The 19,353-nt window shown below is 35.9% G+C and carries 15 protein-coding genes; 3 read left to right on the forward strand and 12 right to left on the reverse strand.

Annotated features, from left to right (window positions below; genetic code table 11):
* The first annotated feature begins 68 nt into the window (after positions 1 to 68).
* A complete protein-coding gene (locus tag EG344_RS09115) occupies positions 69 to 2,807 on the forward strand; it encodes a hypothetical protein (protein WP_123909163.1) in 2,739 nt (912 codons plus the stop codon).
* 51 nt (positions 2,808 to 2,858) lie between these two features.
* Here the strand turns inward: EG344_RS09115 and EG344_RS09120 are convergent, their stop codons facing one another.
* The 12 genes from EG344_RS09120 to EG344_RS09175 all read right to left on the reverse strand — a co-directional run bounded on the left by EG344_RS09120 (position 2,859) and on the right by EG344_RS09175 (position 17,181).
* Positions 2,859 to 5,084 (reverse strand): zinc-dependent metalloprotease, encoded by a 2,226-nt coding sequence (locus EG344_RS09120; RefSeq protein ID WP_123909164.1) that lies wholly within the window; start codon positions 5,082 to 5,084, stop codon positions 2,859 to 2,861.
* 131 nt (positions 5,085 to 5,215) lie between these two features.
* Positions 5,216 to 5,707 (reverse strand): low affinity iron permease family protein, encoded by a 492-nt coding sequence (locus EG344_RS09125; protein ID WP_123909165.1) that lies wholly within the window; start codon positions 5,705 to 5,707, stop codon positions 5,216 to 5,218.
* Positions 5,708 to 5,815: 108 nt separating this feature from the next.
* Positions 5,816 to 7,012, reverse strand: coding sequence for a PepSY-associated TM helix domain-containing protein (locus EG344_RS09130; RefSeq protein WP_123909166.1), 1,197 nt, complete (start codon positions 7,010 to 7,012; stop codon positions 5,816 to 5,818).
* A gap of 147 nt (positions 7,013 to 7,159) precedes the next feature.
* Complete coding sequence (locus EG344_RS09135) at positions 7,160 to 7,780, reverse strand: hypothetical protein (protein WP_123909167.1); 621 nt, start codon at positions 7,778 to 7,780, stop codon at positions 7,160 to 7,162.
* 30 nt (positions 7,781 to 7,810) lie between these two features.
* Positions 7,811 to 9,820, reverse strand: a complete 2,010-nt coding sequence (locus tag EG344_RS09140; RefSeq protein ID WP_123909168.1) for a TonB-dependent receptor domain-containing protein — start codon at positions 9,818 to 9,820, stop codon at positions 7,811 to 7,813.
* Between the two features lie 301 nt (positions 9,821 to 10,121).
* Positions 10,122 to 10,949 (reverse strand): GLPGLI family protein, encoded by an 828-nt coding sequence (locus EG344_RS09145; RefSeq protein WP_228412893.1) that lies wholly within the window; start codon positions 10,947 to 10,949, stop codon positions 10,122 to 10,124.
* A gap of 133 nt (positions 10,950 to 11,082) precedes the next feature.
* Positions 11,083 to 11,388: a 30S ribosomal protein S10 gene (gene rpsJ / locus EG344_RS09150; RefSeq protein ID WP_002661363.1), complete on the reverse strand. Its 306-nt coding sequence runs from the start codon at positions 11,386 to 11,388 to the stop codon at positions 11,083 to 11,085.
* A gap of 16 nt (positions 11,389 to 11,404) precedes the next feature.
* Positions 11,405 to 13,522, reverse strand: coding sequence for an elongation factor G (gene fusA, locus EG344_RS09155; protein WP_123909170.1), 2,118 nt, complete (start codon positions 13,520 to 13,522; stop codon positions 11,405 to 11,407).
* A 6-nt stretch (positions 13,523 to 13,528) separates the two neighbouring features.
* Positions 13,529 to 14,005 (reverse strand): 30S ribosomal protein S7, encoded by a 477-nt coding sequence (gene rpsG, locus EG344_RS09160; protein ID WP_034677991.1) that lies wholly within the window; start codon positions 14,003 to 14,005, stop codon positions 13,529 to 13,531.
* Between the two features lie 23 nt (positions 14,006 to 14,028).
* Positions 14,029 to 14,442 (reverse strand): 30S ribosomal protein S12, encoded by a 414-nt coding sequence (gene rpsL / locus EG344_RS09165; protein ID WP_002983146.1) that lies wholly within the window; start codon positions 14,440 to 14,442, stop codon positions 14,029 to 14,031.
* A gap of 181 nt (positions 14,443 to 14,623) precedes the next feature.
* Positions 14,624 to 15,583 (reverse strand): alkaline phosphatase family protein, encoded by a 960-nt coding sequence (locus EG344_RS09170; RefSeq protein ID WP_123909171.1) that lies wholly within the window; start codon positions 15,581 to 15,583, stop codon positions 14,624 to 14,626.
* A gap of 155 nt (positions 15,584 to 15,738) precedes the next feature.
* Positions 15,739 to 17,181, reverse strand: a complete 1,443-nt coding sequence (locus tag EG344_RS09175; RefSeq protein ID WP_123909172.1) for a hypothetical protein — start codon at positions 17,179 to 17,181, stop codon at positions 15,739 to 15,741.
* A 364-nt stretch (positions 17,182 to 17,545) separates the two neighbouring features.
* Between EG344_RS09175 and EG344_RS09180 the strand changes: the two genes are divergently transcribed.
* Together EG344_RS09180 and pncB are read left to right on the forward strand one after the other, a co-directional pair.
* Positions 17,546 to 18,022 (forward strand): Dps family protein, encoded by a 477-nt coding sequence (locus tag EG344_RS09180; RefSeq protein ID WP_123858813.1) that lies wholly within the window; start codon positions 17,546 to 17,548, stop codon positions 18,020 to 18,022.
* Between the two features lie 94 nt (positions 18,023 to 18,116).
* Complete coding sequence (gene pncB / locus EG344_RS09185; RefSeq protein WP_123909173.1) at positions 18,117 to 19,295, forward strand: nicotinate phosphoribosyltransferase; 1,179 nt, start codon at positions 18,117 to 18,119, stop codon at positions 19,293 to 19,295.
* The last annotated feature ends 58 nt before the right edge of the window (positions 19,296 to 19,353 follow it).

The following is a 19,353-nucleotide window of genomic DNA, read 5'->3' on the forward strand; positions in this document are numbered from 1 at the left end:
TATTTTCTGCCAGCACTTTGATTACAAAATAACGCTATAAAAACTAAAAAAAACACCACACAAACCCTATGAAAAAGTATATTCTTTCACTTGCGGTTGTATCTCTTTTCTATACGAATTCCAACGCCTGTGCATGGTCGGATCCGGATTATGAATACTTCAATCTTTTTACGCAGAGCATTATTAAGGATAAGTCGTATCTTCCTTTTCTTCATACCTATTCTTCAAGATTCTTTGGTGAATACAATCCTTCTATGATTCCTGATGATAACATTGAAACATGGAAAAAGTATTTCAACAATCAGCTTACCTATGCCGAGACCCAGAATCTTGTTTATAAATTAAGCATGAATGATCTGAATGCTCTTAAAAACGGAACTCCTACAAACCCTCTTTTGCAAAAACTAGGAACAGGATTTTATCCAAAATATAAGGAAGGTATTGATTATTTAATTGAGGCTAAATATCTGGAGCCTTATATGAGTATCAATTATGTTGAAAGTGAAAACTCTTTTTATTATAACAGGCAGGAAAACAGAAAAAATGCCACATCTCTTGATTATAATAAAACGATCGCAGCGCTAAACTCTTTATATAATTCTGCCAAAAATCCGGAGATCAAACAACGTTACGGATATCAGCTTATACGTCTGAATCACTATACCAGAGATTATGACTCTGCACTACAGGCATTCAAAACATATATTGAACCTATTAAACTAAAAGGTACAGTATATTATATGGCACTGGATCAATTGGCAGGAGCTCAAAGAGGATTGGAAATGAATAGTGATGCCAACTGGAATTTCTTCCAGGTATTTATGAACAGTAAGAACCGTAAGGAATCTGCTTTTGTTTCTATGAAGCTTTCGGATACAGCTTCTTTCAGCAATATTATGAAAAGAGCCCATACGAATGAGGAAAAGAATATGGCTTATTTCCTTTTAGGATATGAAGATTTCAACAACCCTATTCCTATCATGGAAAAGATGTTTGACATTAATCCGGATTCTGAAATCCTGAAAGTAATGGCAGTAAGAAGTATCAATGAATTGGAAAGGAGTTATCTTCCGACCTACTATTACACTTCTGAAGCGTATGGCAGAATATCTGTTTACAGAGGAAATACTGAAAACCATACTTCAAAAGATACCAACAATGACAAGACAACAACAGAAGTAAAAGAGGTAAAAGAAGAAAAAATATCTTTCTGGCAGAAAATCGTAAGGTTCTTCAAGAATCTTTTCGGAGGTTCTAAATCTGATGCATCCGGCAATGGAAATAAAGCTGACCAGAGTGATGATGAATTGCTGAACAACCCAAACAGAATTCCTTTTTATACTACCGGATATAGCGGATATGATGATAATACCAAAGATTATCTTGATGACCTTGAAAAATTTACTTCAAAGGCGAAAGAAAAATCCAAAGATGAATATTGGCAGATTGCAGATGCTTACCTTAAATTTTTAAAGAAAGATTATAAAGAAAGCACTGAAATCCTGAACGACATCAAAACAACGAACCCTGAATACCTGGAAGAAATTAAAAGAATGAAGGTTCTGAATGATATTGTTTCCCAACCAAAAGTTGATGCTGCCTTTGAAGATCATATGATGAAAGATTATGCTGCATATTTTGTGGAAAAAGAAGTGAAAAAAGATACAGCGAATGTAAATAGTGATTACGATTATTACGGAAGCGCTCCTTCCACCGCAGATTTCTTAAAGGATGTAATGGCTAACCGTTATTTCCTTCAGGGAGAGGATGGAAAATCATTCCTGATGAATAACAAGCTTTCTGACCTTCAGTACAATCCGAACTCCAGCCTGGTAAAAAGTGTTGAAGATTTTTACAGGAAACCCAATAAAACCCAGTTTGAGCAGCAGATCATCGCCAAAAATATGGACAGCGTAGGTAATATTGATGCATTCTTCAATACCATCTATGGTGACAGAGCAATGAGACTTGCTGATTTTGAAAAGGCTAAATCATATTATGAAAAGGCTCAGAAGTTTGGCGGAGTTCCAAGGGAAAATTATGACTGGACTGAAAAAAACGGGCAAACCATTACCCAAAAACAATATGCTTCTTCTGAATACAACGGCTTTAATAATATTTCAGGTCTTGTTTTCGGGCATAATGTTTGGGAAAGTTACCAGAGTCCAGATGCTGAATCTATGAAATCTGAAGGCTATACGGATTTCCCTTTCATCAAAGACAATATGAACAAACTGGAATTGACAAATGCTCTTATCCAGCTGAAGAAAATCGGAAATGGTAACAATGAAGCAGCTTCAAGAGCTAATCAGCTTATCGGAAACCTGTTATACAACACCTCTATTTTAGGATATTACCGTCATTTGTTCGTCATGGATATTGACAACAGTAACGGAGGAAAATATTACTTCTGGAATAATGACAAAGGTAATCCTTACAAGTATTATTATAAAAACTTCCTTGATACATCATATATTGAACCTGATAATTTTGATTTAGCGATCAACTATTATCAAAAAGCACTTAAGCTCTCCAACAATAAAGAAGATAAAGCAAGAATTCTGTTTCAGATGGCAAGTGCCGAGCAAGGTAAATATTATCAGTATGAAGCTAAAGCACCGAAAGATTTCGATTATTCTGACCCGAAATGGTCTGAAAAAGAGGATGCTCGTCAAAAGGAAATGGACAACCTGAAAAATCAAAAGTACAGAACCTATTTTGCTCAGCTGAAGGCACAATATTCCGATGCTGAAACTACAAAAAGTCTGATGGGAAGCTGTAGCTACTTTAGCTATTTCATGAGATAAAATAAATCATAAAAAAACCTCTGATCGCTCAGAGGTTTTTTATTTTATAAATTATTTTTTGACAAACTTAGTTGTACTGTTTATATCCTTACCATTAATTGTAATGAAATAAACTCCTTTTATCAAACTACTCACATTAATTCTGCCATCGCCAATTGTTCCTTTTGAGATCAATTGTCCAGGAGTATTAAAGATTTCATAAGTAGCGTTTGCAGAAACATTCATTACATTCAGCATATCTTCAACAGGATTTGGATAGATGTGAACCGTTTTCACATTGTTTCCAGCTTCAGATACAGCTAGTGTAGCTGCTACAGTAGCTTTCTTCACTGCATAAAACACATTTCCAATGGCTGAAACTCTCACATGAACACTTTTCCCAGCTAAAGATGCAGGAATAAATACACTTGCAGAACCATTGTTTGGAACTGATGCTGCCAAGTCATTCCATGTTGCTCCATTATCTTCAGTATAATCTATTTTAACATTGGCTACATTATATGGAGAAGCTGTGGTTCCGGATACCGTCCACGCAATAGTAGAGTTGGCATTAGGAGTAAGAGAGGTTGTGTTCACTGTAAATGCAGCAGCAGAACCTACAACAACCGTTTGATTTGCATATGCAGACTGTGCCTGTCCGCCAGGTTTATTATCTCTTACCGTTACACGGAAATTGGTCGTTCTTGCGACTGTACTCGCCGCTTCAAAATCAGCAGTTTTCTTTACTGCTCCACCCAGTACTGTTTCAAGCTTTGGAAAATATCTTGTAGGGCTTGATGCTGGCGGCCAAGATCTGAAACTTGCCCCTGAACTTGTATTTCCTATATTTGATTTTGTTACTCCATTATCCAGTTTACTTGGATTCATCTGTTCCCAGCAATACGTTAAAGCATCTCCATCAGGATCAGTTGCCGATGCAGTTAATACAAATGCCGTAGATTTTGGAATGGTATAAGTGGTATTCATTGCAGCAACTACCGGAGGATTATTCGTAATGGGAGTTTCCACATCTGCCGTAACCACAACCATATTATTCTGAACCTGTTCAATACTTGCACTATGGAAGTAGACATCAGAATGATTTTGTAAATCGGTAGTAGTACCCGTTATACCAGCATATCCCATAATGGTTGAGCCAGATCCCGGTTCCATCTCCTGATTAAGATAGTCTTCAAAGAAGCTGTAAGTATGAGAATCACCAAGCTGATGCCCCATTTCATGAGCTACATAGTCTATATCAAAATTATCTCCCATAGGAACATTATCAGCAGGTGAAGTAATCCCACTTCCTTTGTAATTGTCCGGACCTATATAGGCATATCCACATCCTCCGTTAGCAGCAGTATACGATGTGGTAGAGATATCATTACTCCCTATACAGCCTATACAACCTGCATTACCACCTCCACCTGTAGCACCGAACAGATGCCCGATATCGAAGCTTTCATCAGTAACACCATATGCTCCGCCGTGTAAAGTATTCATTAATTCATAATTCCACTTACACATAAAGTCGGAAGTACTGTAAGGATCGGTAGCAGCATCTGCAAAGATAAGGTTAGGTGCATTAATTGCATTAACATGGATATTAAACTCTCTTTCAAATACACCATTCACTCTTGATAAAGTAGCATTGATCTGTGTAAGAGCTCCGCCTACTCCACCAAAATAATTGGTATACTCTCCTGTCACAGACATGGCCAGTCTAAGGGTATGAAAGGTTTTATTACTCGCTTTAGCTGTAGCACCGGAATTCATGATCTTCTGAAGATTGGCAACGGACTCTTTACTTTCCTTAGTACTACATGTAAATGCATGTCCGTTCTTACTGGTCTTTCCATGTATGGAATAATAGGATTTATCAGCGGTTGCCGGCTCTATAAATTCATACTTACCATCACTTCCTATAACCATTGACTGGAAATCATTGGGAGCTACACTAAAACGAATGTACTTTGAAGGATCATCAATACCGACTCCCACATAAGATCCAAGTTGGTATTGTTTTGCTAAAGTTTCATCCATTACAGGAAAACTATTCACTGTAAATCTTTCTGTTTTACCTTCCAGATTAGGAATACTTATCGTAACCGGGGAACCTTCTCCAATTTTAGGAGCTCGTAACAGCTGTGTTCTGATCTGATCTATATCAAGTTTATAATAGATTGAGCGATCACTTTTTTTAATAATTTTCTGTTGTGGCACAGCCTTATTCCATTGTGCACTTACCACTGTTGTTAAAAGTAACACTGGTAAACAAAATAACTTTCTTTTCAAACCAATTAATTTTACATATTATTCAGCAAATATATATATTTATTTAAAATCAAATAACAAAACAATATATTATTTAAATTAAATAAATATTCCTATCCAAAACGGTAAAATATTGTGTTCAAAAAATTATACTATTTTTTTTGTTCCTGCCGTTGCAGCCATTCTTCGTGTTTTCTTTTAAAGAATTCGTATTTGTAATCCTGATTTCTCTGTGCAGCATCTATGGAATGGGAAGTATGAATGTCTGTGTCCTTTTTAGCAAATTGTGCCAGGTTCTCATAATAATGATGAAGCTGATCCAATTCCGCTTCTGTAAGATCTTCAATATCTACTATCCTGTTACTCGCTTTTTCATGAGCGGCAATAATTTCATTTAACTTGATCTGGATAGCTTTTGAATCTTTATTCTGGGCTTTTTGGATGAGGAAAACCATGAGAAAAGTAATGATTGTGGTTCCTGTATTGATAACCAATTGCCAGGTTTCGGAATAATCAAAAAAAGGTCCTGAAATAGCCCAAACTATAACAATAAGCATAGCACCAATAAAAGCATATTGACTGCCTGTAAATCTCACAGCCCAGTTTGAAAATTTTTCAAAAAAATTATTATTCTTATGTCCCATAGTTCAGATTATTTTATAATAAATGTATAAAATTAACCTGAACAAGTAAAGAAAATATTAAAAATCAGGTACGTAAACTCAAGTGAAAAATAAAGATATTCTATTTATCTACTTCATTTTTCTAAATCTATGCCACCAGATCAGGAATCCTGTAACAGGTAATGAACAACCAATAAACGAAACGATGAAATAAAGAATAATGCTTGGCAAACCCATAATTTCTCCTGTATGCAAGGGTTTGGCTAAAGAAGTAAATTGCTTATTCAAAGGCTTGGCTGAAAATAGTTCTTTAGTTTTAAAGTTTCCGGTTTTATCAAACGTGGCTTCATCCGGAAGCATCATACCCAGAAAATTCTGCGTATTGGTTTTAATGACAACGTACCTCGGATTATCTTTATTGGGCAGTTCTATACTGGTCACTGCAGAATAAGGAAGATGCTGATCTGCCAGTTGTAAGATTTTATCAATGGAGGCTGATTCAGAGTCTTTAAGGTTTTTCTTTTCATCTTGCTTCTGGAGCATGTCTTCCAACAATCCACCGAATGCATCCTCTCCACTCTCTTTATCTTTTGAAATATTATCAATAGATGAACCCCCTAAACTTATAATAAGACCATTCTTCACCCAGGGATAGGTTATATACAATCCGGTTACAGCAATAAAGAATAATATCAGGAAGGTATAAAAACCAAGAGTATTATGAAGGTCATAATTCACACGCTGAAATTTCGCCCTGAACATAACAGTTAAACCCTGCTTCAGAAACTTTAGCTTTTTAGGCAGCCAAAGTATCAACCCTGAAATCAATAATACACAAAACATCAACACTCCAGCTCCCAGGATTTGTCGGCCAGTATTACCCATCATCAGATTTCTGTGAATATCCAGAACGATTTCAAAAAAACGACTGGACCCTACTTCAGGCTGACCAAGAATTTCTCCGGTATATTGGTTATAATAAGCACTTTTGTCTACCTGATTTTCACGATATCCAATGACATAACTGCGTTCTTTATCATCAGGAATAAGCAATGAGGTCAATTCTCTATTCTGCTTCAATAATTCGGTCTGGATCAGATCCGGATTCTTAACCTGAACAGAAGTTTTACTGATATATACCTTATCTCTGTTTGTAAACTCTATGATCTGATTTTTGAAAGCATAAAGGCATCCGGTAAGGCATACCACAAAAACAATAGCACATGATAAAAGCCCAAGCCAAAGATGAATGATCCACATCATATATTTAATGAGTGATTCATTCTTTCGTCTTTTCCTGTAAAGGCTTTTAAACAATGTTTTCATGTTGGGTATTATAGCAAAAACATTAAGATGGTTGAGCCATCTTAATGTTTGCAAAATTAATTTGATATGAATAAATTAAAAAGTCAATACAAATTTGTGAAAGGAATCCGTAGTAAATCCTCCTTTCTAAACCGGTATTAATATCGTTTATTTTCGTCCTTTAAACTGGACTTCTTTTACAATTTCCTCAAACTTTGTATAATGTTCCGGAGTTAATGCTTTTTGAATAGCAGCTTTTCTCTGCCCATCAAATTTCTCCCAATATTCTTTGGCAAGATCATTGTTTCCATGATATACATCGTGGGCATCACTGAACGCTTTTTCAAAAGCATCATTTGCCGCATTCACCACTTTGAATTCATCCTCTGAAAGCTGAGCTTCTGCTTTTATTCTTTCCAATAAAGCATTGTCATATCTTGGTCTTTTTCTGGCATTTTCGTCAACAAATTTGTTGAATCTTTCCATTTGTGGGCCATCCAAGACTTTAGCCATTTCAATAGCCTGCTGATTTCTCAGTTCTTCTCCTTTGATCCCCAATGCCACACGGTCCATATTGGCACCCTGAGCTTTTGCAGCCTGAAAATTCTGCTCCTGCAACTGCTGGTATTTTGCAGTGATCTCATCAAAGCTTTTTTCCTGGTCTGGAGTAAGCTGTACTTGTGTTTTAAACTGGTTGTAGTCTACGCCTTTCTTTTTGTCACCTGAACATGAAGCTACCACTAAGGTTGCCAATGCTACTACAAGAGTTTTGATATAAGTACTTTTCATGTCTATTTTATTTTAAGGTTTTACAATGTTTTAGAAGAAATAATTAGCGCCGAACTGATATCTGATTCCATCGATTCTGAAACCAAAATTACTAGCCGGATCAGTAGTATCATTACGAATATCCTTATCTAACAGATTATATACTCCAAATGTGAAACGAACGTGTTTGTTCAATCTGTACACCGTTCCTAAATCTAATAAGAAGTAAGATGGAATTGGGTATTCCTGGGCTCTACCTCTGCTAACTCCCGGCTGGCTTTCACTTCTGTAGTTTCCTCTTGACCAGAACTCAAAGCTATCGTTAGCCTTCCATGAAAGGTTTACATTGGCCATATGTTTTGGTATTCTTGCATATGGTTTATTGTATAATGCTGGAATTTCTTCAGATTTAATCTTAGTATCAGTATAGGTATAGTTTGCTTTTAATACAATATCCTTTGTCATATTTACTCCAAGGTTAGCTTCAAGTCCCATACTGTTTGCCTTACCAAGGTTTTCTCTTGTTGAGATAAAGTCATAGATATGATTGTATAAGGCTTCAAATTGCTTACATTCTTCGGTGTTGTTACATTTTCTAACTTCAACCAGTTTGTTTTTAAAGTCTGTATTAAATCCTGTTACGCTAAGGTTAATCACTTTTCTATTATCCTCAAACATTACCGTCAATTCCTGATTGAAACTTTTCTCCGGTTTAAGGTCTTTGTTTCCGATAATTACTCCATCCTGAGTTCCACCACCGGTCACCTGTCCCCATCCTGGGTTTACAGCTCTTAGCCCCGGAGCTTTATATCCCCATGAAGCACCTCCTTTAAATGTAAAGTTGTTTGTTGCACTCCATACTAAATATCCTCTTGGTGTAAAGTTAGAACCATAGTTCTCATCATTATCCAGACGTGCTCCTGTAACCAGGTGTAGTTTATCCACTAACTTCCAGTTTCCTTCCGCAAAAGCAGACCAGTTCCAACGGGTCAGTTTGGTTACCACTTCCCCATTTTCGGATTTCATTTTATTTCCTAAATCATTCAGTCTTTCATATCTGTATTCTGCCCCAAAGCTGATGACATGATCTTTAATATTGAAATTATTAAGACTGTATGCGGCAAGAGTCTCATACCTCATATCCCTGTTTGGGTTATTCGTATTGTCATACTGGATATAAGAATTTGTATGAAAATTAGAATAGTCGCCTTTATGGCTTAATGCCAATACATTTCTCTCGTAGTTATTACGTGAGCTTTTTGCTTTTGGTCCCAAAGAATATCCAGGATTCTGATTTCTTTCCTGACGGTTATAATCGTAGCTTAGTTTAAAGGTATTTTTAGTATTTGGAGTAAGACTGAATTCTGTTCCAAAAGCTTTAATAACTCTTTCTGTAAATCCACCAACAAACTTATCTTCATTTCTGTCGGAATAGCTCCCGGTCACTTTCATTTGAAGAAGGTTTTTTACTAAAGAACCGGCAGCATATCCATCAATCTGGTATGTATTTCCAGATTCTTTATGTACCTGCTGTATTAAGCTGGTTCCTACAGATCCTCTCCAGCCGTTACTCAGTTTTTTTGTGATAATATTGATTACTCCACCCATCGCATCAGAACCATATAGTGAAGACATTGGTCCTTTTACCACTTCAATTCTTTCAATGGTTTCCAATGGTGGCATCCATCCTTGTTCTATACCTGGGCCATCAGAATTGGGTCTTGTCTCTCTTGTATTGATTCTTTTCCCATCAATTAAAACTAATGTCTGTCCAGATTCAGCACCTCTTATTGAAAAATCACTTGTACTACCACCTCCCGTGACAAAAACTCCGGGAACATCTTGTAAAGCATCTGTAATATCTCTATATGCTCTTTTTTTAAGGTCTGCCTGAGAAATTACAGAAATCGTAGCTGGTGTGTCTTTGATTTTCTGAGCATACCCGGAACCCGTTATTACTACTTCATTAATATGATTACTTTTTAACGTGTCCTTCGTTTTCTGACCGCTCATGAAAGCTGATCCTAAAACAAGCAAGGAAAAAGATACTGTTCTAAACATCAAGAATTTTTTTGCAAAATTATTATTTTTAATGATTCTAAATAAATAAACTAAGGTGACATATCTCACCCAACCGACTCCCTTGAATATAAGATTACCAATCTCACTCATATTATACTAAAAACCTTCCAACATATCCATATTGCTATTAAGAATCTCACGTCCATACTATTTAATGATTATCAATTTTAAAAAAGAAAAAAGTGTGCATATGTGAATCTCAATTTCATTTATACCCATCATGAAAAAAAAATCCATCCCTAAAATAGGGACGGAAAGTATGATGTATTGCTCTTTTATATTAGTTCAAAGGGTACTTTATAGCTTTATCAATTTCGATTGGGTTATTATCCCGAAGCATTACTCTTCTACGTTCATCAGACATCCCTTTCAATTGATCTATGCTTTTAACCTGTACTCCTGAAACCCAGAAAGTATTCTCGGGATTGGTATTGGATTTAAACGATTCTGCGACATCATGTAACGGATCGTTGTAAAGCTCTAATTGTTTCTTTGCAATAATTTTTTCAGTTACAGGAAGTGGTTTTTTTCCGACAAAGCTTTCAAGAAATGGAGTTTCATAGGTCTTGGGAAACTTCATACTTTTTGCCAGCTTAAAAATATAATTTCTGTTGCTGTCTTCTATTTCAAAGATAAGCCCCGGAAGACCACGGAACTTATAAGGTCCTTCGCTTAGGTTGATGTCTTTGCAAAACCATGCAATCCATTCTCTGCCTCCAAAGCGAGTGGTTGCTTTCTGCAAATTATATTGTCCGTCAATTTTTGTATCACTTAACAACTTCCAGTTCATTTTATCAGTGGATTTTAAAGAAAATAAATCATTCACCAGAATCAATGAAGTATTTTCAAAAGAACCCTTTTTCCTGATAACAGCAGGAAGATCATCATCCCATCTCGATCTTTTTTGGCCACGGACAATATTCAAAGAATCATTCTGAGCGTAAGAGTATGGATAAAATTTAACATCATCAGGATTGATATCCAGAATCATATTGGCTTTGGTAAAATCCTGTGCTAATGAATCTTTTTTATATTGTAGTAGATATACAAAACGATGCGTCTGCGCACTCAGCAGTAAAGGGAATAATAAGAATATCAGTCTTTTCATGGTATAGATTTGAGCCAAAAATATCAATAATATTTGGATTCAACTAAATAGATGGTCATCATTTTGGAAATGAAAACAAAAATCCGTCCCTAAAAAGGAACGGATTGTATAATCATTGCAAAGTATGCAGTTATCACACTTTAATTTCAACGTCTACACCTGAAGGAAGTTCTAATTTCATTAGAGCATCAACAGTTTTAGAAGAAGAAGAGTAGATATCCATTAGTCTCTTGTGAGCTGATAATTGGAACTGCTCTCTTGCTTTCTTGTTTACGTGCGGAGATCTCAACACTGTGAAGATTCTCTTGTTCGTTGGTAATGGAATAGGACCGTTTACAACAGCACCAGTAGCCTTTACCGTTTTTACGATTTTCTCAGCAGACTTGTCTACCAAGTTGTAATCGTAAGATTTTAGTTTTATTCTGATTCTTTGTGACATTTCTTTAATTTAAAAATTAACCTTTTGCTTTAGCTATGATTTCTTCAGCAACGTTTTGTGGAGTAGCTTGGTACTTCTCTAATTCCATAGAAGAAGTAGCTCTTCCTGATGAAAGTGTTCTTAGAGTAGTAACATATCCAAACATTTCAGAAAGTGGAACTGAACCTTTGATTACAACAGCACCGTTCTTTTCTTCCTGACCACTGATTGTACCTCTTCTTTTGTTAAGGTCACCAATGATGTTACCCATATATTCTTCCGGAGTTACAACTTCCAGTTTCATAATAGGCTCCATAATTACTGGCTTAGCAGCACGTCCCGCTTCTTTAAATCCTAATTTAGCAGCCATTTCAAATGAAAGAGCATCAGAATCCACTGCGTGGAAAGATCCATCTTTAAGAGTAACTTTAATACCTTCAACTTCGAAACCAGCCAATGGACCGTTCTTCATTGCAGCTTTAAATCCTTTTTCAATGGCAGGAACAAATTCTCTAGGAACGTTACCACCTTTGATCTCATTGATGAATTCTAAACCAACTTTACCTTCGTCTGCAGGTCCTAGTTCAAATACAATGTCAGCAAATTTACCTTTACCACCAGATTGTTTTTTGTAAACTTCTCTGTGTTGAGCAACTTTTGTTAAGTTTTCTTTGTACTCTACCTGAGGTTGTCCTTGGTTTACTTCAACCTTGAATTCTCTCTTCATACGGTCTACAATGATATCTAAGTGAAGCTCACCCATACCAGAGATGATCGTTTGTCCAGAAGCCTCGTCAGTTCTAACTGTAAACGTTGGATCTTCTTCAGCCAATTTAGCTAGAGCGTTACCCATTTTATCCTGGTCAGCTTTAGTTTTAGGCTCAACAGCGATACCAATTACCGGATCAGGGAAAACCATCGATTCAAGAACGATTGGGTTTTTCTCGTCACACATCGTATCACCAGTTTTGATAGACTTGAATCCTACAGCAGCACCAATATCACCAGCTTCAATATATTCTACTGGATTTTGCTTGTTAGCGTGCATCTGATAGATTCTAGAGATTCTTTCTTTATCTCCTGAACGAGTGTTCAAGATATAAGAACCAGCATCCAGTCTTCCAGAGTATGCTCTGAAGAATGCTAATCTTCCCACGAACGGGTCAGTAGCAATCTTAAATGCTAGAGCAGAGAAAGGCTCATCTACAGATGGCTTTCTTGTAATTTCAGCGTCTGTTCTTGGGTCAGTACCTTTGATATCATCTTTATCCAATGGAGAAGGCAAGTATTTACATACTGCATCCAACATAAACTGTACTCCTTTATTCTTGAATGAAGAACCACAAGTCATTGGGATAATAGATAAATCGATAGTAGCAGCTCTCAATGCAGCATTGATTTCTTCTTCTGTAATTGAATCCGGATCTTCAAAGAATTTCTCCATCAAAGTTTCGTCATATTCAGAAACAGCTTCTACTAATTTCTCTCTATATTCAAGAACTTCATCTTTCATGTCTTCAGGAATTGGAACTACCTCGAAAGTAGCACCTTGTCCAGCTTCATCCCAGATGATCGCTCTGTTTTTAATTAAGTCTACAACTCCTTTGAAATCTTCTTCAGCACCGATTGGTAAAACGATTGGAACTGCATTAGATCCTAACATATCTTTAACCTGGTTTACCACGTTAAGGAAGTCAGCACCTTGTCTGTCCATTTTGTTTACGAATCCCATTCTAGCAACTTTGTAGTTGTCAGCAAGTCTCCAGTTTGTTTCAGACTGAGGCTCTACTCCATCTACTGCTGAGAATAAGAATACCAATCCATCTAATACTCTTAAAGATCTGTTTACCTCTACAGTGAAGTCAACGTGTCCCGGTGTATCAATGATGTTGAAGTGGTAAGGCTTAGTATCTGCAACAGGCTTTCCTTGGTCTGTTGGAAAGTTCCAAGAACAAGTAGTTGCAGCAGAAGTAATAGTAATACCTCTTTCTGCTTCCTGCTCCATCCAGTCCATTGTAGAAGCACCATCGTGAACCTCTCCAATTTTGTGGTTTACTCCTGTATAGAATAAAATCCTTTCAGTAGTGGTAGTTTTACCTGCGTCAATGTGAGCAGCAATACCAATATTTCTTGTAAATTTAAGATCTCTACCCATTTCAGATTAGAATTTAAAGTGTGAGAAAGCTTTGTTAGCTTCCGCCATTTTGTGAGTATCAGATTTCTTTTTGAAAGCTGCACCTTCTTCTCTTGAAGCAGCTACAACTTCATTAGCTAATTTCAAAGCCATAGACTTATCATTTCTCTTTTTAGAGTAGCTAATTAACCATTTCATTGCCATAGAAATTTTTCTATCAGCTCTGATTGGCATAGGAATCTGGAAGTTAGCTCCACCTACTCTTCTAGAACGTACTTCTACGTGAGGCATAACGTTTGTTAATGCATCTTTCCAGATTTCAAGGGCTGTTTTCTCAGTTTCTCCTTTTTTAGTTTCTACGATATCTAATGCATCATAGAAAATTTTGAATGCGATAGACTTCTTACCGTCTAGCATTAAGTTGTTTACGAATCTCGTTACCAATTGATCATTAAATTTCGGATCTGGTAACAACGGTCTTTTTTTCGCTTTTGTCTTTCTCATTGCTTCTGTACCTTATTTAATGATTATTTTTTCTTTCCTTTTGCAGGAGCAGCAGCTGCTTGTCCTGGTTTAGGTCTCTTAGCTCCGTACTTAGATCTTCTCTGAGTTCTTCCATTTACACCAGCGGTGTCTAATGCACCTCTTACGATGTGGTAACGTACTCCCGGTAGGTCTTTCACCCTTCCGCCTCTAACCAATACTATCGAGTGCTCTTGAAGATTATGTCCTTCGCCCGGGATATAGGCGTTAACTTCTTTACCGTTAGAAAGTCTTACCCTTGCTACTTTTCTAAGTGCAGAGTTAGGTTTCTTAGGTGTAGTTGTATATACTCTCGTACATACACCACGTCTTTGTGGACAAGAATCAAGGGCAGCCGATTTGCTCTTCTTGGCAAGCGTGGCTCTTCCTTTTCTTACTAATTGTTGAATAGTAGGCATTTAATTGCTTTTTATTTTAGGCTGCAAAAATAGTAATATTTTTTTAATTGACAAGCAGTTATGATATTTTATTTCGTCATCAATTTTCTTCATTTGTTTTCAAAACTACCGAAAACCTCCATTACTTTTATGTTATTGTGACATTTTAAGTAATGGAGGTTCGTATCAAAAAATCAAAATTTTATTTAAAGGCATCCTTTATTATTTTTCCTTTCATATATTGTTTAGGAACTCCTAAAAGTTCAGCCATTGTACTGGCAATGTCAATCTGCTCATAGTTTCCGGTGCTGATAGTTGCATTCTTTTTAAAATCAGGGCCCATGGCAAAGAACTCAATATGTCTACATCCTGCACAGTCGTCTCCATGTTCTGCAAAACCTCCGTTGGCATCTATATGTCTTCCGTGGTCATTAGAAACGATCAGTGTTGTTTTATCTTTATAAGCAGGAAGTGACTGGATATAATCCCAGATTTCTTTAATGGAAGCGTCAGTAGTTTTAATGGCTTTGATGTATTCATTCCAATTATTAGCATGGCCATAAGAATCTACATCTTTAAGATTGATAACCATAACATTCGGACTATATTTTGCCATCACTTCTTTGGTTTTCGTCATGGTGACAAGATCATCACGATATCCAGATCCGTTTCCGCTTACTCCACAGTCAACACTTGGCTGGAACTTTCCTTTCCAGTCTGCTAGTTTACAATCGTTTAAAACTTCAAGTTTATCTTTAGAAGCAATGACCCATGCTTTTGTTTTATCTGCTCCTGTGAACTTCAGCCACTGCTGCATTACGGATGGAAACCCTGGCAATTCGGTTCCATTATTTTTAATATTCTCATATACTCCTGAACACATGGCACTATGCCCCGGGTTTGTGTTTGTAGTTCCATTGTTTTTAAAATTGCTGATAAAAACACCCTGGTTTAATAAACTTACCCTGTTAGGTATGTTTTCTTTATTAGGAGCTTCCCAGGTTTCAGAAATACGAGGACCATCCACTACTAAAAGTACAACGTTTTTAGTTTGATATTTACTTTCAACTTTAGGATCTGTGATGATCTGCGCCTCTGCATCATTATTACTGCATGAGAACATGAATAATGATACCATAGAATACAGGAAAAACTTCTTCATTGCTTTTTACTTTAAATTTATATTTCGAGTGCAAAGCTAGAAAACACAATCTCCGGATTCATTAACAAATTGTTATCTATTCCTTAAGAATTTAACACGAAAATCAACAATAAGAGAAATAAAAACATATCGGAATGGGAGGCTGTAATTGATATCTATTCTATTATTGTAACCGTAACATTTTTATTCCAATTGAATTTTTTGATATTTTGTTTCAACTGTTCAAGATTCTTCACATCTATAGAATATATGGAAACTTCCAGTCTGGCAACTGTTACTTTATCTTCAATCTTTAGTGTGGCTGCTTTTCTCCAATAAGAAGGAACATACCCCTGCAGCCAGCCTTCATATACAACCGCAATGTCATATTTATTATCCAGACAATAGTTGCTAAGAAAGTTTCCAAACTTTTGGTCAAACGATTTTTTATTTTCATTAAAATGAATGGTTTCTACAGATCCAAGACCTGCAATATCCAGCAAATGAATATCCGTATAATAACAAACTGCTCCAATATCATTAGCTACTACTTTAGAAGTATTATAAAACTGGTGTAAAAATTTTGCAGACTGTACCTGTTGTTCATAAATATTCTTACCTCCATTGCTCATAATAGGATGAGCAACCCAACATTTATAGATCATCAAAAAAACATTAGCTGCCACTAACAGACTTATCCATTTTTCTGTTACAATATAATCCTTCCAATTAAAGAACAGTCCTTTACATTTTGGGATTAATATCATACTAAAGCCTGTAAGAATATAAGCTTCATAACGTAAATGCCCTTTTAAATCAGCAAACATAGAATGACAGATCATCAACAGTGAAAATACAATTAATAAAAAATTATCCCGCACTACTTCTTTTAGCGCTTTATTTCTAAAGTCCCTGTAAATAAACACCATGCATAACAAAAGAGGAAAAATTCCTATTTTATAAAAGCTGATATTCAGCAAAAGATTATCCAGTAAAATGACCTTAACCTGCTCAAATATATTGGCATCAAGACTTAATTTTGTTCCTTTTACCAATACTGAGTTAGGAAAAAAGTACCCGTCCTGCTGATAATTGAAAGCACAAAATGCTATAATAGGAATGAAGCCCAACAATACAACAAACAATGCTTCTTTCCATTTTCTGACAACGGCAAACATAAAAGCCAGAATTACAAAATAAAACATACTTTCGAAGCGAACTAATCCCATCAACAGCAAACTGAAATAAAAGCCAAATAGGATAAGTTTATTATGACCAATACGGGAAAGACAAAAGATATTAACCGCAAACAAGAACACCTGAAAAACATGTTCCATTCCTGAAAGAATATTCAAAGGAAGTACAATAAAGAATGCAGTAAAAAGTATGGCTAAAACAGTTTTTTTAACTTCTTTAAAAATTTCAGCATAATATTCGGAAAGAACATAAAGAATTCCAATACTAAAAAAAACATTGAAATACAGCGGAATCTGATCATTGTTTCCAAAAACCTTAATCAGTACACTAAGAATATACGTAAATAACGGAGAAGAGGAAGTAGAAGAAAACTGATATCTTGTCATCCCCCATACTTCATAGAATGCAAAATTCTTTGCCATTGCAAGATGAATGTATGCATCATCCAAAAGATAGACGTAGTGTCCGTCAGTTTTCAGAATAGAATTGATATAATATAATAAACAAACTGAGAAAAAAAAGATAAAAGACAGCAAGAAGCTTCGTACAACTATATTTCGGACTATTCCCATTTTAAAATTAAATATAAACATTAATTATTCAGCTGATAAATTCAGCCTATGATTTCAGCTATCACCTTCCTATCCCCACGCATAGCCTTCATCATTTGCAATATTAATACTTCCAAACTATTTTAAAAAATTTTCTTATAGTTATCATCTATTGATATCCCGGGCTATTCGGCACGATATTTCGTAACTTTGAGATATATAAAAAGATAAACTTATGAAAAACGCTAGTATTATAGGGCTTAAAGAAGCCGACTGCAAGAAAATAGCAGAAAAATTAAATGCACTTTTAGCCAACTATTCTATTTTTTATCAGAACACCAGAGGTTCTCACTGGAATATTAAAGGGGACCAGTTCTTTACCCTTCACCCGAAGTTTGAAGAACTTTACAATAGCTTAGTTTTAAAAATTGATGAAATTGCAGAAAGAATTCTAACATTAGGGGCTATTCCTGCCCACAACTACTCTGATTATTTAAAAGTAGCCACCATCAAAGAAAGCAAAGAAGTAACTGACGGGAACAAAAGTGTTGAGCAAATTCTAAGCTCATTCAAAGTTGTTATTGACCTACAGAGAGAGCTTTTAGATATTACAGATAAGGCTGGTGATGAAGGTACCAACTCTCAGATGAGTGACTACATTACCGAACAGGAGAAAGAAGTTTGGATGTACAATTCTTATTTGGGGAAATAAACCGATAGGTTCATCAAAATATTTCAAAAAAATCGCCTTACATTTAGGCGATTTTATTTTTAATTTTTATATTTGCGTTAAAATTACACATATTATGAACGACGTAAGACTAAATTCTATACTGGATAACGATTTCTATAAAATAACCATGCAAAATGCTGTGGTAAAACTTTTTCCTAGCTCTATTGTTAAATATGAATTCATCAACAGAGGGAAACATCATTTTCCGGAAGGTTTTGATGTAGCATTAAAGGAAGCTGTTAATAAAATGGCTGAACTTAAACTTACCAAGGATGAAAAGAAATTCATGGCCAGAACATGTCCTTATATTGATCTTCCCTATCTCGATTTCCTTGAAGGCTATCATTTTGATCCGTCTGAAGTGAAAATTCACCAGGAAGGTGGAGATCTTTCCGTAATTGTTGAAGGTCTTTGGTACAGAACAATTCTTTGGGAAGTTCCTCTATTGGCAATCATCAGTGAGCTGCACTATGAAATGAACCACATGGAGAGAGATTCTAATGAAGTGGTAATGAGCAAAACCCTTGAGAAAGCAGATTCTTTAGGCAGACTGGGAGTAACATTTGCTGAGTTCGGGACCCGTAGAAGACATTCCTATAAAGTACAGAATTTAGTCATGGAAGCCTTAACACAGAAAAAAGATTCTACTTTCATCGGAAGTTCCAATGTCCATTTTGCGATGAAATATGGAGTGAAGCCAATCGGAACCCATGCTCACGAGTGGTTTATGTTCCATGCTGCTGAATATGGTTTCAAAATGGCTAATGAACTGGCTTTGGAACATTGGGTAGATGTTTACAGAGGTGATTTGGGAGTAGCCCTTTCCGACACTTACACTACGGATGTTTTCTTCCAGCAATTCGATAAAAAATTCGCAAAACTTTTTGATGGAGTACGTCATGACAGTGGTGATGCGTTGGAGTTTGCAGATAAAACCATTGCGCATTATCAGAAAAACGGCATCAATCCAATGTTTAAATATATCATTTTCTCTGATGCCTTAAATCTTGAAAAGGTGGAAGAAATTACAAGCTACTGCAGAGGAAAAATAGGTATTTCTTTCGGAATAGGAACTAACCTTACGAATGATGTAGGATTAAAGCCAATGAATATCGTGATGAAACTTATTGGTGTACAAGCTCCCAACAAGGAATGGATTCCAACGGTAAAACTTTCTGATGAGCGCGGAAAATATACCGGTGATCCTAAAATGATTGAATTGGCCAAAGAATTTTTAAGAATAAAAGATTGATATAACCTCATCAAATCTATTAGATATAACCTCGTAACCATCGAGGTTTTTTTGTATC

The organism is Chryseobacterium sp. G0162, from assembly GCF_003815715.1.
Lineage (GTDB): Bacteria > Bacteroidota > Bacteroidia > Flavobacteriales > Weeksellaceae > Chryseobacterium.